16 protein-coding genes are annotated in these 14,830 nt (G+C 70.2%); 9 read left to right on the top strand and 7 right to left on the bottom strand.

Annotated features, from left to right (window positions below; genetic code table 11):
* On the top strand, nucleotides 1-219 hold the full coding sequence (locus AC4BGC_RS20755) for a ferredoxin (protein WP_490557483.1): 219 nt from the start codon (nucleotides 1-3) through the stop codon (nucleotides 217-219).
* A 9-nt stretch (nucleotides 220-228) separates the two neighbouring features.
* Here AC4BGC_RS20755 and AC4BGC_RS20750 read toward each other — a convergent pair whose 3' ends face one another.
* Nucleotides 229-1,209 carry an amidohydrolase family protein gene (locus tag AC4BGC_RS20750; protein WP_490557482.1) on the bottom strand — a complete coding sequence of 327 codons (981 nt, stop codon included), beginning with the start codon at nucleotides 1,207-1,209 and terminating at the stop codon, nucleotides 229-231.
* An 82-nt stretch (nucleotides 1,210-1,291) separates the two neighbouring features.
* Between AC4BGC_RS20750 and AC4BGC_RS20745 the strand changes: the two genes are divergently transcribed.
* The 4 genes from AC4BGC_RS20745 (at nucleotide 1,292) to AC4BGC_RS20730 (ending at nucleotide 5,566) form a co-directional block, all read left to right on the top strand.
* On the top strand, nucleotides 1,292-2,521 hold the full coding sequence (locus tag AC4BGC_RS20745) for a cytochrome P450 (protein WP_490548733.1): 1,230 nt from the start codon (nucleotides 1,292-1,294) through the stop codon (nucleotides 2,519-2,521).
* On the top strand, nucleotides 2,521-3,312 hold the full coding sequence (locus AC4BGC_RS20740; RefSeq protein WP_490557481.1) for an SDR family NAD(P)-dependent oxidoreductase: 792 nt from the start codon (nucleotides 2,521-2,523) through the stop codon (nucleotides 3,310-3,312). The genes AC4BGC_RS20745 and AC4BGC_RS20740 overlap by 1 nt, the downstream gene beginning before the upstream one ends.
* Nucleotides 3,313-3,370: 58 nt before the next feature.
* Nucleotides 3,371-4,132 (top strand): SDR family NAD(P)-dependent oxidoreductase, encoded by a 762-nt coding sequence (locus tag AC4BGC_RS20735; protein ID WP_490557480.1) that lies wholly within the window; start codon nucleotides 3,371-3,373, stop codon nucleotides 4,130-4,132.
* A 75-nt stretch (nucleotides 4,133-4,207) separates the two neighbouring features.
* The gene (locus AC4BGC_RS20730; RefSeq protein WP_490548730.1) at nucleotides 4,208-5,566 is read left to right on the top strand and encodes a metal-dependent hydrolase family protein; all 1,359 of its coding nucleotides are present in this window, start codon (nucleotides 4,208-4,210) and stop codon (nucleotides 5,564-5,566) included.
* A 57-nt stretch (nucleotides 5,567-5,623) separates the two neighbouring features.
* On the opposite strand, the gene AC4BGC_RS20725 is transcribed toward AC4BGC_RS20730, so the two are convergent.
* On the bottom strand, nucleotides 5,624-6,322 hold the full coding sequence (locus AC4BGC_RS20725) for a ThuA domain-containing protein (protein WP_490557479.1): 699 nt from the start codon (nucleotides 6,320-6,322) through the stop codon (nucleotides 5,624-5,626).
* Nucleotides 6,323-6,412: 90 nt separating this feature from the next.
* Here AC4BGC_RS20725 and AC4BGC_RS20720 point away from each other — a divergent pair, with 90 nt between their 5' ends.
* The 4 genes from AC4BGC_RS20720 (at nucleotide 6,413) to AC4BGC_RS20705 (ending at nucleotide 9,205) form a co-directional block, all read left to right on the top strand.
* On the top strand, nucleotides 6,413-7,636 hold the full coding sequence (locus AC4BGC_RS20720) for a cytochrome P450 (RefSeq protein ID WP_490557478.1): 1,224 nt from the start codon (nucleotides 6,413-6,415) through the stop codon (nucleotides 7,634-7,636).
* Nucleotides 7,633-7,929, top strand: coding sequence for a Dabb family protein (locus AC4BGC_RS20715; RefSeq protein WP_490548727.1), 297 nt, complete (start codon nucleotides 7,633-7,635; stop codon nucleotides 7,927-7,929). Before AC4BGC_RS20720 ends, AC4BGC_RS20715 begins: the two co-directional genes overlap by 4 nt.
* A gap of 90 nt (nucleotides 7,930-8,019) precedes the next feature.
* Nucleotides 8,020-8,916 carry a TrmB family transcriptional regulator gene (locus AC4BGC_RS20710; RefSeq protein ID WP_490557477.1) on the top strand — a complete coding sequence of 299 codons (897 nt, stop codon included), beginning with the start codon at nucleotides 8,020-8,022 and terminating at the stop codon, nucleotides 8,914-8,916.
* 94 nt (nucleotides 8,917-9,010) lie between these two features.
* A complete protein-coding gene (locus AC4BGC_RS20705; RefSeq protein ID WP_490557476.1) occupies nucleotides 9,011-9,205 on the top strand; it encodes a helix-hairpin-helix domain-containing protein in 195 nt (64 codons plus the stop codon).
* Between the two features lie 23 nt (nucleotides 9,206-9,228).
* Here the strand turns inward: AC4BGC_RS20705 and AC4BGC_RS20700 are convergent, their stop codons facing one another.
* The 5 genes from AC4BGC_RS20700 to AC4BGC_RS20680 are packed head-to-tail and all read right to left on the bottom strand — an operon-like array spanning nucleotide 9,229 to nucleotide 14,704.
* Nucleotides 9,229-10,623, bottom strand: a complete 1,395-nt coding sequence (locus AC4BGC_RS20700) for an NAD(P)/FAD-dependent oxidoreductase (protein ID WP_490557475.1) — start codon at nucleotides 10,621-10,623, stop codon at nucleotides 9,229-9,231.
* Between the two features lie 17 nt (nucleotides 10,624-10,640).
* Nucleotides 10,641-11,459, bottom strand: coding sequence for an ABC transporter permease (locus tag AC4BGC_RS20695; RefSeq protein ID WP_490557474.1), 819 nt, complete (start codon nucleotides 11,457-11,459; stop codon nucleotides 10,641-10,643).
* On the bottom strand, nucleotides 11,459-12,376 hold the full coding sequence (locus tag AC4BGC_RS20690) for an ABC transporter permease (protein ID WP_490557473.1): 918 nt from the start codon (nucleotides 12,374-12,376) through the stop codon (nucleotides 11,459-11,461). The genes AC4BGC_RS20695 and AC4BGC_RS20690 overlap by 1 nt, the downstream gene beginning before the upstream one ends.
* Nucleotides 12,373-13,551 (bottom strand): ABC transporter ATP-binding protein, encoded by a 1,179-nt coding sequence (locus AC4BGC_RS20685; protein ID WP_490557472.1) that lies wholly within the window; start codon nucleotides 13,549-13,551, stop codon nucleotides 12,373-12,375. The genes AC4BGC_RS20690 and AC4BGC_RS20685 overlap by 4 nt, the downstream gene beginning before the upstream one ends.
* A complete protein-coding gene (locus AC4BGC_RS20680) occupies nucleotides 13,535-14,704 on the bottom strand; it encodes an ABC transporter substrate-binding protein (RefSeq protein WP_490557471.1) in 1,170 nt (389 codons plus the stop codon). Before AC4BGC_RS20680 ends, AC4BGC_RS20685 begins: the two co-directional genes overlap by 17 nt.
* Nucleotides 14,705-14,830: the final 126 nt, after the last annotated feature.

The following is a 14,830-nucleotide window of genomic DNA, read 5'->3' as shown; positions in this document are numbered from 1 at the left end:
ATGGCCTACACCGTGCACCTGGACCAGGACCTGTGCATCAGCTCGGGCAAGTGCGTCGCGGACGCCCCTGCCGTCTTCGGCTTCGACGACGACGACATCGCCGAGGTGCTCGCGGACCCGGCGCCGATCCCGGACCCCCGGCTCCTGGAGATCGCGCGGAACTGCCCGTCCGGGGCGATCACCCTGCGCGACGGCGCCCGCGAGGTCCCCACCTGGTGAGTCCGGCACTCACAGCCGCAGCAGCCGGGTGGCGTTATGGGAGAGCGTGTCACTGAGCGCGGGCTCGGGGGCGGTGCCGCCGTCCCAGCCGGCGAAGTTGGTCCCGTAGACGAGGCGCTCCGACCCCACGGCGTCGATCAGGCAGTCCAGGGCACGGTCGCTGTGCACGTGGGTGTCGAACCAGATCCTTCGCAGGTGGTCCTCGAACCCGCCGTCCTGCAGGTGCGGGCCGGCCCATGCGCGGCGCTGGGTCGCGCTCTCGAACCGGCCCGCGAGCAGCGCGGTGGCTCCCCCACCGTGCGAGACGCACACGTCGAGACCGGGGTGCCGTTCGAGCACCCCTCCGAAGACCAGCGCGGCCACGGCCAGGGTCTCGTCGTAGGCGAAGCCCAGCAGCAGGTCGAGGTCGAAGCGGCGCAGCCGCGGGTCGGCCGGTGGCCCGTCCGGGCCGAGCGGCGAGGGGTGCACGAACAGCGGCACGTCGAGGTCCACGACGGCCTCGTAGAAGGGGTCCATCTCGGGATGGTCCAGGGTCCGGCCGGGATCGGTGTCGACGTACGCCGCGACCAGGCCCAGGTCGCGGACCGCTCGCCCCAGCTCCGCGGCGGCCGCTGCCAGGTCCTGGGTCGGCAGCTGGGCCGCGCCGAGGAGGCGTCCCGGGTGCCGCGCCACCACGGCCGCCAGGGCGTCGTTGTGGCGGCGGCAGTAGTCCGCGGCGGTGACCGGGTCCAAGTCGCCGAAGTAGGTCAGCGGGTTGGGCGAGAGCAGCTGCACGTCGATCCCGGCGGCGTCCATCTGCGCGATCCGCAGGTCGGGATCCATGAACGGGCTGTTGCGGTAGCGCACCCCCTCGAGCACGTAGCCGCCGACGCGGAACCAGGGCCGCTCCGGGTCCGGGCTGAGCTCCGGGCCGTCCGACCCCGCTGCGCCCAGGGACTCCTCGAGCACCGCGTGGGCGTGCACGTCGATGACCGGCAGCAAAGGTTCCATCTGCGGGACCATACGGGTGGACAGTCCCCCACGGAAGACCTATCGTCGTTAGGAACTACACGCCGCTTGTTCGGAGGCCCTGTTGACGGTCGACCACTGTCCCGTCGCGGGCACCCCCACCGACCTGACCGGCTACCACGAGGTGTGGGACGCCTTCCGGCAGCGCGAGCTGCGCCAGGCGCTGTACGACGCCGGCGGCGTGGTGATGGCCGACTGCCTGCTCGACCTGCACGGGTCCGCGCACCAGGCCCGTCGGCGCCTGGAGAACCGGCTGTTCCGCCGGGGCACGTTCCGCTGGTGGGAGGCCGAGGTGGTGCCCGGCCTGATCGAGGAGGCGATGGCGCCGTACGTCGCCGCCGGCCGCGGCGACCTGATCGAGCTCGGCTACCGGATCACGATGAACCTCACCGCGCAGGTGGCCGGGGTCGACCGCCCCCTGGGAACCGCGGAGGAGACCGAGGCCCTGCTGGGGTTCACGGTCAAGTTCAGCGAGGGCGCCGTCCTCGTCCACTCCACGCGCGACCACGACGAGGTCAACGCCGAGGTGGCCGAGGTCCTGGAGCACTTCAGCGAGGTCTTCCTGGCACCCTCGATCACCCGTCGGCAGGCACTCCTGGCGCAGCTCGAGAACGGAGAGATCGAGGAGGCGGACCTGCCGCGCGACGTGCTCACCGCGCTGCTGCGCAACGTCGACGCCCTGGAGCTGACCCCCGAGGTGATCCGTCGCGAGGTCGTGTTCTACCTCCAGGCCGGCTCGCACAGCACCGCCAACGCGTTCGCGCACTCCGTCGACGAGATCTTCACCTGGTGCGAGGAGCACCCCGACGAGCTCGACCGGCTCGACGACGACGTCTTCCTGCAGCGCTGCGTCCACGAGGCGTTCCGGATGCACCCCGCCAGCCCCGTCGCGTGGCGGCGGGCGCTGACCGACATCACCCTGCGCGACGGTCGCGTGATCCCGGCCGGAGCCTCGGTCAACATGGACCTGCGCGCCGCCAACCGGGACTCCGAGGTCTTCGGCGCGAACGCAGCAAAGTTCGACCCCGACCGGGTGGTGCCTGACGGGGTGCAGCCCTGGGGGCACACCTTCGGTGGGGGCATGCACGCCTGCATCGGCATGGAGCTCGACGGCGGCACCGTCCCGCGCCCCGAGGCGAGCGCCGACCACGTGCTCGGCACCGTCCCCCTGATGGTCAGGGCGCTGCTGGACAACAACGCTCGCCGCGATCCCCAGCATCCGCCGACCCGCGACCCGAACACCGAGCGCGAGCACTTCGGCACCTACCCCGTCCTCCTCGGGTCGGCGCAGTGATGCCGGCCGACACGGGTCCCGGGACGACCTGGGCCGTGGTGACCGGGGCCGCGAGCGGCATCGGCGCGGTGGTCGCGGAGCACGCGGCCAAGGCGGGGTACCGCGTCGCGGCGTGGGACATCGACGGCGCCGGACTGGACGCCCTGACCACCCGCGTCGAGGGGGTGCGGGGAACGGTCGTCGACGTCACCGACGAGGCCGCCGTGGCCGAGGCCCTGGCTGCGCTTCCCGAGGTCCCTGCCCTGGTGGTGAACAACGCCGGGATGGTGCGCTTCGGCCCGCTGCTCGACCTCAGCGTGGCCGACTGGGAGGCGGCACTGCACCTCAACCTCACCGGAACCTTCGTCGTTGCCCGCTCCGCGGCGCGTCTGATGGCGCGTGCCGGCGGTGGCTGCATCGTCAACCTGGCCTCGATCAACGGGGTCGCCGCAGCCATCAACGCCGGGTCCTACACCTCCAGCAAGGCCGCGGTGATCCGGCTGACCGAGCAGATGGCGCTGGAGTGGGCCGAGCACGGAATCCGGGTGAACACGGTCTCCCCCGGCCTGATCGACGCCGGCATGTCGGAGCCGATCTACGCCGATCCCGTCACCCGTGCCCAGCGCACCTCCCACGTCCCCCTGGGCCGCCTCGGCTCCGCGGAGGACATCGCCGGGGCCGTGCTGTTCCTCGGCTCGGACCAGGCGTCGTACGTCTCAGGACAGAACCTCGTCGTCGACGGCGGCATCACCAAGGCCACCCTGGCCGGGCTCGCCCGGCCCAGGAGCGTCGACTCCCCCGGGCAGGACTGAGGGCCCCGGCCCTCACCGCCCTCACACTCGCGAGCGAACTCGGACTAGGAGAGACACAGTGCGCCCAGTGGACGGGATCTCGGTGGTCGTCACCGGCGGCGGATCAGGGATCGGCGAGGGAGTGGCACGCCACTTCGTCGGGCTCGGCGCCAGGGTCACCATCGCGGGCCGCCGCAGCGAGAAGGTCGCCGCCGTGGCGGAGTCGCTCGGACCCAGGTGCCTGGCAGTGCAGGCCGACGTGACCGTCGCGACCGACCGCGCCCAGCTCGTCGACGCCGCCGTGGAGCACGGCGGCGGGATCGACGCCCTCGTCAACGCTGCCGGCAACATGTACCGCGGCCCGGTGGAGTCCCTCGACGAGTCGGAGATGCTCGCGCTCTTCCACGCCAACGTGGTCGGCCCCGTGCAGCTGCTGCGCGACGCCCTCCCCCACCTGCGCCGCAGCCGGGGCGCCGTGGTGTTCTTCGGGTCGGTGCACACCCAGCGGGCGTTCCCCGGGGCCTCGCCGTACGCCGCCACGAAGGGCGCGCTGGAGACCCTCACCGGAGTGCTGGCGGCCGAGCTCGGCCCTGACCAGGTGCGGGTGAGCTGCGTACGGCCGGGAGCCGTGTTCACCGAGCTGAACCAGCGCGCGGGGCTCGGCGACTCGACCCAGGCCGAGGAACGGCTCAAGGGGCTCGCCTCCGCCCACGCCCTGGGCCGGATCGGCACGGTGGAGGAGATGGCCGAGGCCGTCGAGTACCTCGTCCGCGCCGAGTGGGCGACCGGCAACGTGCTCACCGTCGACGGCGGCCTGGGACTGGGAGTGACCCATGCCTGAGCCCACCTGCCGGGAGCCCGCCCGGCCCGTGCACCTCCCGGAACCGACTGCCCACGACGTAGCGAGGAGAGACTGATGAGCGATCTTCTGATCCGAGGCGGGACCCTGATCGACGGCACCGGCGCCGTACCGGAGCCGAACCTCGGCCTGCTGATCTCCGGGGACAGGATCGTGGCGATGGGCCAGGCTGCGCTGGACGCCGTGGCCGAGCGCACCGACGTCGTGGAGGTCGACGCCACCGGGAAGACCGTGATGCCCGGCCTGATCGACGCGCACACCCACCTCAGCTTCGGAGAGCCCACCGGCAACGACGAGCTGTTCTTCCACCGCACCGAGGCCTACAGCTCGATGCTCTCGGCCTACAACGCACGCAAGGTGCTGCGTGCCGGGGTCACCGGCGTCCTGGACGCCGACTGCCTGTGGAACATCGGCGTCGAGCTGCGCGACGCCATCGAGGCCGGGATCGTCGAGGGTCCCCGGATGACCTCGGGCGGCAACGCGCTGATGACGTCGGTGGGAGGCACGGCCGGCCGGCTGATCAAGGACGAGGGGCGCACGGCGTACGCGACCGTCGTACCGAACCGCAGCGTGATGGTCAGCGAGATCCGCCGCCAGATCAAGTACGGCGTGGACTGGATCAAGGTGCACGTCACCGGCGTGATCCCGTCTCAGAAGGGGCCCGAGGTCAAGGTCTGGACCCAGGACGAGATCCGGACCGTCTGCGACACCGCGCACGAGCTGAACACCCTCGTGGTCGGCCACTGCCGCAACTCCAGCAGCACCAAGGAGTCGGCGCTGGCCGGGATGGACCTGATCTACCACGCCTCCTACATGGACGACGACGCCCTCGAGGCCGTGATCGAGAACGGCTCGGCGCTGTGCCCGACGTTCACCCTGCTGGGCAACCTGGCCGACTACGGCTCGAAGATCGGCACTGCCCCCGAGCTGCTCGACATGTTCCGCGCCGAGATCGAGTCGACCGGCCAGATGATCCACAAGGCCCACCAGGAGGGCGTGAAGATCCTGGCGGGGTCCGAGACCGGCTTCGCCGTCACCCCGGTCGGGGAGTGGCACGCCCGCGAGCTCGAGCTCCTCGTCGAGTACGCCGGGCTCTCCCCGATGGAGGCCATCGTCGCCGCCACCGGCAACGGCGGCATGGCGATGCGGCGCGAGGGCGAGGTCGGCACGCTGCAGGAGGGCTGGCTCGCCGACGTGCTGGTCTTCGACGGGGACCCGCTGGGCAACATCAAGCTGCTCAACGACAAGACGCGGTTCCACGAGGTGATCAGCCGGGGCAAGCGGATCGACCTGGTCACGCCGATCCCCGAGCGCAAGATCCACCCCTCCGAGCAGGTGCGGTTCCTGGCCGCCTGCCCGCTCACGCAGACGCTCGCCCTGACCGAGGACGACATGGTGGCGCTGTCCCAGATGTGAGGCGACGGACACCCGAATCGGCGCTAGCTGCCTAGCCACTCGACCTCGCATATCGGTTCAGCCGGGCAGCTCCAGGCCCCCGGCCCACCTGGCCAGCCTGCGGACCAGCTCGCGGTGCGCGGGCGGGTCGAACGAGGGCAGGTGGTGCCCGAGCGCGTCGTGGGCGACCCGCCCCCCGCCGTACTCCCGGACCCAGGCCAGCGGCTGCTCGCGTCCCTGGTTCGGCGTGGTGAGCAGCGGCCGGACGTCGTCGGCCAGGCGCAGCTCGCTGTAGGCCTCGTCGTCGGTCTCGAAGTCGTCGAGGCCGTGCGTCAACGGGTGCGCGCAGACCCGCACCGAGATCGGCCCCACCGGCGGGTGGGAGGACCTGTCCCAGTCCCAGGCGGCTCCGAGCAGGGCCTCCCAGTCGGCCCAGTCATCGAAGCAGATGCTCGCCGTGTGCATCGCCAGGATCCCGCGGCCCTGCTCCAGGTGGGCGAGGACCCCGTCACGCATCGGGCCCGAGGGGCTGAACCCGCGTGCCGCGGCCTGGGCGGCGTAACGCTCCGGGACCCGCATCGTCCATCTCAAGGTGTTGAACACGAGCAGGTCCGCCGAGGGCATCCAGCGGACGAAGTCGGCGTCGGTCTCCGTCACGACGGTGCGCCACCCGTCGTCGGCGAGCACCGTGAACAGCCGGGCGCTGGTGGCCTCGAAGTCGTGGGTGACCCCGCCGGAGAAGAACACGGCGAGCGGCGCCGAGCGGGCTTCGGACATGGCGCACGGACCCCCAGGTGCTTGACGTGTGTGTACTAACGACTACATGCTGTGGGGGCTGTGCGCAAGCACCCGAGGGGAGAAGCCGACATGACCCAGGACGCGATGGTCGAAGAGGTGTTCACGGTGGAGACCTTCGAGGAGGCCAAGGAGGCCTACCGGGCCAAGGACCTGCGCCAGTCGCTCTACGACGAGGGCGAGGTCGTGATGGCCGACGTGCTCGTGAACCTCCACGGGGCCGAGCACCGGGGCCGGCGACGCATCGAGAACCAGATGTTCCGCCGCGACACCTTCGAGCACTACGAACGCGAGCTGTTCCCCGCCGTCATCGCGGACACCCTCGCGCCGTACGTCGCCGACGGGCACGTCGACCTCGTGCACCTCGGCCACGAGCTGATGCTCAACCTGGCGGCGGTCACCGCGGGCGTGGACCGGCCGCTCGGCACCACGACCGAGACCCAGCGCCTCTACGACTACCTGATGGTCTTCATCTCGGGGGCCACGCTGGCGCACTTCACCGGCGACAAGGTCGAGCAGCGCGCCTGCGTCCACCAGAGCCTCCTGGACTGGGACGCGGAGTTCCTGAGCCCGTCCGTACGCCGCCGCGAGGACCTGCTCGCGCGGCTCGAGGCCGGCGAGGTCGACGAGGCGGACCTGCCGCGCGACGTGCTCACCGTGCTGCTGCGCAACCGGGAGAGCCTGGAGCTGACCGACGAGGTGATCCGCCGGGAGGTGGCCTTCTACCTGCTGGCCGGCGCGCACACCAGCGCGACCGCCTTCGTCCGCTCGATCGACCACATCCTGGGCTGGCTCGAGACGCACCCCGAGGACCGGCCGCTGCTCGCCGACCGCCTGTTCATCCAGCGCTGCATCCACGAGACCGTGCGGCTGAACCCGTCCAGCCCGATCGGCAAGCGCCGGGCCCTGGCACCGGTGCGGTTCAAGTCGGGGATGGAGGTGCCGGCCGGGGCGACCCTGGTGATCGACCTGATGAAGGTCAACCGGGACCCTGCCGTCTTCGGGCCGAACGCCGGCGACTTCGACCCGCACCGCACTCTCCCCCACGGCGTGGCCCCGTTCGGGCTCTCCTTCGCCGCCGGGATGCACGTGTGCATCGGCCAGGACCTCGCCGCAGGTGTGGTGGGGTCAGCGGACCCCGAGGCCCACCTCTACGGCCTCGTGACCGGGGCGGTGCAGCAGATGTTCGATGCCGGCGTCGCCCGCGACCCGGAGCGTGCGGCCCAGCGCGACGCGAACACCGCGAGGCCCTACTGGGGCACCTACCCGGCGATCTTCGCGGAGGACACCCGATGAGCTTCAGGCACGTGGTGATGTTCCGGTGGACGACCGAGTCGACCACCGAGCAGCGGGCCTCCGCGATCGAGGCGCTGCGCAGGTTCGGCGAGGAGATCTCCGACCTCGGCCGGCTCGTCGTGGGAGAGGACGCCGGGCTCGCCCAGGGCAACGCGGACGCCGTCGTGACCGTGGACTTCTCGGGTCCCTCCGGCTACACCGTCTACGCGACCGACCCCCGGCACCTGCGCCTGCTCGACGAGCACATCCGCCCGATCCTGCGGGATCGCTGGGCCGTCCAGCACGAGCTGTGACCGGGTCTCGGTGATCGGCAAGTTGCGTTCTCGCCGGGTCCCCCGTGGGAGACTGGGACCCAAGCGACGACCTCGAAGGGACGCCCACGCATGTCGCACGAAGCGGTGATCGCGGAGCTGCAGCGGCTCGGCCTGTCCGGCTACGAGGCCAAGTCCTACCTGGCCCTGGTCGCGGGCGGAGAGCCCCTGAACGGCTATGAGGTGGCCAAGCGCTCCGGGGTCCCTCGCAGCACCGTCTACGAGACCCTGAGCAAGCTGGTCGCCCGCGGGGCGGCGTACGAGGTGCGCGCACAGGAGGGCGGCGTGGGATACCTCGCGCTGCCGCCCTCGTCCCTGCTCGGACGGATGCGCCGCGAGTTCGAGCAGTCCATCGACCTCCTCAGCGAGCAGCTTCCCGAGATCGCCTCACCGCCGGCCATCCACCTGCTGCACGGCATGGAGAGCCGGGCGTCGCTGATGGAACGCACCAAGGACGTCGTCTCGGCCGCGCGGCACGAGCTGTTCGTCTCGGGCTGGCCCGAGGAGATCGCCGAGCTCAAGTCGCTGATGAAGGACGCGGCCGCCTCGGGGGTGGAGTCCTCCGTGGTCAGCTTCGGTCCCGACTCCGACCCCGTGGGTCACACCACCGTCCACCGCTACTCCTCCCCCGAGGTCGTGCTGGAGAACCTCGGCTGCCGGCTGCTGGTCACCGCGGCCGACCGGCAGCAGGCCGTGATCGGCGGCCTCACCGCCACCGGCGCCTGGGGCGTCTACACCGACGACCCCGCGGTCGTGCTCGTGGCCGTCGAGTACGTCCGTCACGACATCGCCATGCACCGGATCGCCGAGCGCTTCCTGGACCCCGACGAGTTCGAGGAGTTCTGGACCAAGGATCCCGAGGTCCAGCGCCTGCGCGCCGACCACGGGGAGGCCGCCAAGGTGCTCAGCCGGGGCTACCGGGTGACCCGGCTCCCGACGGATGGCAGGGCCCGGGGCTCCGGCAGCTGAGCGGCCACCGGGCGGCACCCCGCCCTTGCGCCCGCATGGCAGCCCGTTGGACCATCAGTCCCCCGACGGCGGAGGACATCCATGGACCACACGCATGGCTGAGGACCTGGGCTCGCTCCCAGGGATCGGAGGACCCGCGACCAGGGCCCTGACCCAGGCCGGCTACCGGTCCTTGCGAGAGCTCGCCGGGGTTCCCCGCAAGCAGCTCGCCGAGCTGCACGGCGTCGGCCCGAAGGCACTCCGGATCATCCAGGAGGCACTCGAGGAGCACGGGCTCACCCTGGGCTGATCCTCGGGCGGCGCCCTGCACGACTAGGAGTCGAAGCCCAGCCCCACCTTGCCCATCGCCTTGAGCCAGAGGTTCTCCTTGCCTCCGTTGGCGTCGGCGCGGGCCAGGGAGCGACGGGTCGCCTCGATGCCGACCCAGCGCAGCGGCTCGGGCGGGAACGGGACCGGCTTCTTGCGCACCATCTCCAGCCGGGTGCGTGGGGTGTCCTCTCCGGCGAGCAGGTCCAGGAGCACGTCGCCGGCGAAGCGGGTGGCGCCGACCCCGAGCCCGGTGAAGCCGGCCGCGTAGCCGACACGTCCCGACATCGCCGTGCCGTAGAACGCCGTGAACCGGGTGCAGGTGTCGATCACGCCGCCCCACGCATGGCTGAAGCCGAGTCCGGCGAGCTGGGGGAAGGTGCGGAAGAAGTTGTCGGCGAGGACGTCGAAGGTCTCCAGCCGTTGGTCGTGCTCCGGCCCGATCCCGCTCCCGTAGTGGTAGATCGCGTCGTACCCGCCCCACAGGATCCGGCCGTCGCGAGTGGTGCGGAAGTAGTGGAACTGGTTGTTCAGGTCCGAGACTCCCTCGCGCCCGCGCCAGCCGATCGACTCGCGCTGCGCGGCGGTCAGCGGCTCGGTCATCAGTGCGTAGTCGTAGACCGGGACCGTCATCAGCCGCAGCCGGCGCAGCAGCGGCGGGAACGCGTTGGTGGCCAGCACGACGTGGCGCGCCCGGACCGAGCCGAGGCCGGTGCGCACCTCGACTCCCCCGGTCACCGACGAGAGTCCTGTGACGGGAGTCTGCTCGGCGATCCGCACTCCGAGCGAGAGGCAGGCGTCTCGCAACCCCCACACAAGTCGGGCCGGCTCGAGGATCGCCACGTCCGGATCATGTACGCCGGCCAGGAACGTCGGCGAGTCCACCCGCTCGCGCACCTGGTCGCGGTCGAGCCAGGTGCTGCCCATGCCGAGGGACCGCATCTGCTCCCACTCCTCGCGCAGCTCGGCCACCTGGTGCGCCTCGGTCGCCACCGCCAGGGTGCCGGTGCGGAGGAAGTCGCAGTCGATGTCGTGCTCCTCGACGGTGCGCTCGATGCCGTCGAGGTTCTCCCGGCCCATCGCGAGCAGCACCTCCATCTCCCCCGGCCACCGGGAGAGACCGTTGCCGAACCCGTGGGTCAGGCTGGACTCGCAGAAGCCGCCGTTGCGCCCGCTGGCGGCGTGGCCACACGTCGCCCCCTCGAGCAGGAGCACGTCGCGGTCGGGGTCGCGCTCCTTGGCGAGCAGGGCCGTCCACAGCCCGAGGTAGCCGCCGCCGACGACCACGAGGTCGGCCGAGTCGGCGCCGGAGAGCACGGCGGATCCGGGCAGGACCGGAGGCTTCTGCGGGTCGTCGAACCAGTACGGCGTCGGGCTGGCCGACCGAAGGGTGGCAGTCACGTGATCAGCAGGCATGCTCAGGCGAGCGCCTTCTCCTGCCGCCGGCGGTTCAGCTCGACCCCGACCACGATCGCGATCGAGATCACGAACATCACCGTGCCCACGACGTTGACCTGCATCGGCACGCCGCGCTGGGCCACACCCCATACATACATCGGGAACGTGGTCGTGTTGCCCGCGGTGAGGTTGGTGATGATGAAGTCGTCGAAGGACAGCGAGAACGACAGCAGCGCGGCGCCGAGGATGCCGGGGAAGACCAGCGGCAGCGTGATCCGCCGGAAGGTCTGCGCCTCGGTGGCATAGAGGTCCATCGCCGCCTGCTCCAGGTTGTCGTCCAGCCCGGCCAGCCGGGCGCGCACGGTCACCACCACGAACGACAGGCAGAACATGATGTGGGCGATCAGGATCGTCCAGAAGCCGAGCTGGCCGCCGAAGCCCGCGGCGACGAACAGAGCGAGCAGCGAGGAGCCCATCACGATCTCGGGCGAGGCCATCGGCAGGAAGATCAGCAGGTTCGCCCCCGACCGGCCGGCGAACCGGTGCCGGACCAGGGCGAAGGCCATCAGGGTGCCGAGGATCGTCGCGACCACCGTGGCGAGCAGCCCGATCTGGATGCTGCGACCCAGGGCGCTGCACATGCTCCCGTCCTGGCAGGGGTTCAGCCAGTTCTGCAGCGTGAACGAGTCGAAGCGGTAGATCAACTTGCTCTTCGGCTTGTTGAAGCTCATCAGGACGACCACGAAGATCGGGATGAACATGTAGACGATGACCAGCAGGCCGCCCATCAGCACCAGGTGCTGGCCGACCCAGCGGCCCATCCGTTGCAGCACAGACATCAGAGCAGCTCCTCGGTCCCCGCGCGGCGGATGTAGAACAGCACCATCACCAGGATCAGCAGCATCAGCATCATCGAGAGGGCACCGGCGGCCGGGTAGTCGTTGGCGTCGGTGAACAGGTTCTGGATGACGTTGCCGATCATCCGCTGGCTCGGGCTGCCGAGCAGCTCGGCGTTGATGTAGTCGCCCACCGCCGGGATGAAGGTCAGCAGGGTGCCGGAGACGACGCCGGGCAGCGACAGCGGCCAGGTGACCTTGAAGAACCCGACGATGGGCCGCGAGTACAGGTCGCCGGCGGCCTCGATCAGGCGATGGTCGATCTTGTCGATGCTCGCGAACAGCGGCAGCACCATGAACGGCAGGAAGTTGTAGACCAGGCCGGCGATCACAGCGACCGGCGTGGCGAGCAGACGACCGTCGTCACCGAGGATCTGGAAGAACTGCAGGGTGTTCACGATGAAGCCGTTGTCGCCCAGGATCAGCTTCCACGAGAGCGTGCGCACCAGGAAGCTGGTGAAGAACGGGGCGATCACCAGCACCAGCATCAGGCTCTTCCAGCGACCCGACTTGAAGGCGATCGCGTAGGCGAGGACGTAGCCGAGCACCAGGCAGATCACGGTCGCGATGCCGGCGTACACCAGCGAGCGGACCAGGGGCCGCCAGTAGTTCTGGACAGCGGAGAGGTAGTTGCCGAAGTCCCAGGTCATGTCGTAGCCCTGCAGCACCGACCCGTCCGGGTCGTAGAGGCTGGTGGCGACCAGGGAGTACAGCGGCACCACGAAGAAGACGACCAGCCAGAGCAGGCCCGGCAGCAGCAGCCAGTAGCCCACCCGCGACCGCTTGCGCGGGGGCGGGCTGTCCGGCTGCTCCGGTGGCGTGGCCGGTGCGACCGGAGCCGCCGCCGTCGAGGCGCTCACGACGCCGCGTCCACCCTGTCCACCCCGGCCGAGGCGTCCTGGTTGTGGTCGAGCAGGAAGGCGTACTCAGGCCGCCAGGAGATGTCGACCGGCTCCCCCTGCCGGAACAGCCGCCGCCTGCCGGTGTTCTGCTCGAAGACCTGTATCTCCTGCCCCCACGGCATCCGGACGAGGTACTGGGTGCTGACGCCGATGAAGCTGACGTCGCTGACCACGCCGCCCGGGATGCTGTTGCCGGGCGCGTCGATGGTCTCGCCCACCGCGGCGATCAGCACCTTCTCGGGGCGGATGCCGACCCAGGCCTTCTCACCGGAAGTTCCGCTGACGTGGGCCCGGGCGGTGGGGATCGAGGCGAGCGTGCCCTGCATGTCGACGGTGACGAAGTCGCCGTCGGGTCCGCGGACCTCGACCTCGATCAGGTTGGACTGGCCCAGGAAGTTGGCCACGAACGTGGTCTGCGGGTTGTCGTAGAGCTCGGCCGGAGCACCCATCTGCTCGATCACGCCCTTGTTCATCACCGCAATGGTGTCGGCCATCGTCATGGCCTCCTCCTGGTCGTGCGTCACGTGCACGAACGTCAGCCCGACCTCGCTCTGGATTCGCTTGATCTCCACCTGCATCGAGCGCCGCAGCTTGAGGTCGAGCGCGCCCAGCGGCTCGTCGAGCAGCAACACCTCGGGGCTGTTGATCAGCGCCCGCGCGAGCGCGACCCGCTGCTGCTGCCCACCGGAGAGCTGGGGTGGGCGCTTGCGGGTCTGCGACTCGAGCTCGACGAGCTCGAGCATCTCGCGGACCTTCGTGTCGACCTCCTTGGCCTTGCGGCGGCGCAGGCCGAAGGCGACGTTCTCGTAGATGTCGAGGTGCGGGAACAGCGCGTAGTTCTGGAACACGGTGTTCACCGGGCGCCGGTAGGGCTTGTCCCAGGTGATGTCCTTGCCGCTGAGCTCGATCGAGCCGGAGGTCGGCGTCTCCAGGCCGGCCACCATCCGCAGGGTGGTGGTCTTGCCGCACCCGGACGGACCCAGCAGGGCGAAGAACGAGCCACTTGGTACGTCGAGGTCCAGCGACTTCACGGCCGTGAAGCTGGCGAACTCCTTGGTCAGGCTGCGCAGGCGCAGGCCCTCGAAACCGCTGTCCGGGCCGGCCTCTTGCCGGTACTCAGCCACCTGTGACATCCGACCAGTCTCCTTCGTACTGCTTGTTCTGCTCGTCGTCGAGCACCATGAAGTCGAACGTGTCCTTCAGATCCTCTTCGCTGGGGAAGATCAGCGGGTTGTCCACCAGCGAGTCGTCGATCTTGATCATCTCCTCGCGCGCGCCCTCGACCGGGCAGATGTAGTTCACCCAGGCGGCCAGCTTCGCCGCGACCGCCGGCTCGTAGTAGTAGTCGATCCACTTCTCGGCGTTGGCCTGGTGCAGGGCATTGTTGGGCACCTGCATGTTGTCGCTCCACAGCGACAACCCCTCCTCGGGGATCACGAACTTGATGTCCGGGTTGTCGAACTGGGCCTGGATCACGTCACCGGACCAGGCCTCGCACGCGACGATGTTGCCGGCGGTGAGGTCCTGGATGTACTCGTTGCCGGTGAAGGCGCGCACCTGGCCGGACCGGACCACGCCTCGCATGTTGTCGATGGCGTTGTCCCACTCGTCCCTGGTGAAGTCGTCGGGGTCGCCGCCCTCGATCCTGACCATGAACGCCATCGTGTCCCGCATCTCCGAGAGCAGGGTGATCTTGCCCTTGAGATCCGGGCGGGTGAGCAGCTCGGTGAAGCTGCCGACCGGCTTGGTCAGCTTGGCGTTGTAGGCGATGCCGGTCAGGCCGGTCTGCCACGGCGCGGAGTAGGTGCGGTCGGGGTCCCACTGTCGGCCACGCAGCGCCTCGAGCAGGTTCTTGTGCAGGTTCGGCACCTTGTCGCGATCGAGCGGCTGGACCCAACCGAGGCCGATCATCCGGGCGGCCATCCAGTCGGTCAGCATCATCAGGTCGCGACCGATGGGCTGGCAGTCGCCGAGCTGGTTGCGGACCTTGGCGAAGAACTCCGCGTTGTCACTGACGTCGTCGGTGTAGTCGACCTTGATGCCGGTGCGGGCCTCGAAGTCCGCGAGGGTGTTCCGCTCGCCCTTCTCGGCCTCGTCGAGGTAGGCGGGCCAGTTCGAGACGACCAGCCGCTTCTGCGACGCCGAGAGGTCGGTGGCCTTGCAGTCCGCGGGGTCCTGGACCGCCGACGGCGTCCCGAACAGCGGGAGCACGGCGGCGCTGCCGATGCCGAAGGCGGCGAAGCCCGCCCCCTTGAGCAGGGTGCGGCGCGACGGTCCCGGCGACATGGCGGAGCTCAGCCCGCTCGCACGTCGACCGGCGCCCTGCGCTCTCCGACTGCCACTGCCTGAGCCGACCACCTGGACTCCCTCCGTGTCGCGCACACTTTTACACGGCGGGTGCAGCCTGACAAG

This window comes from Nocardioides sp. Z38_18, from assembly GCF_058215695.1.
Note: the sequence above shows the minus strand (reverse complement) of the source record. Positions and strands in the feature narration are given on the sequence as shown.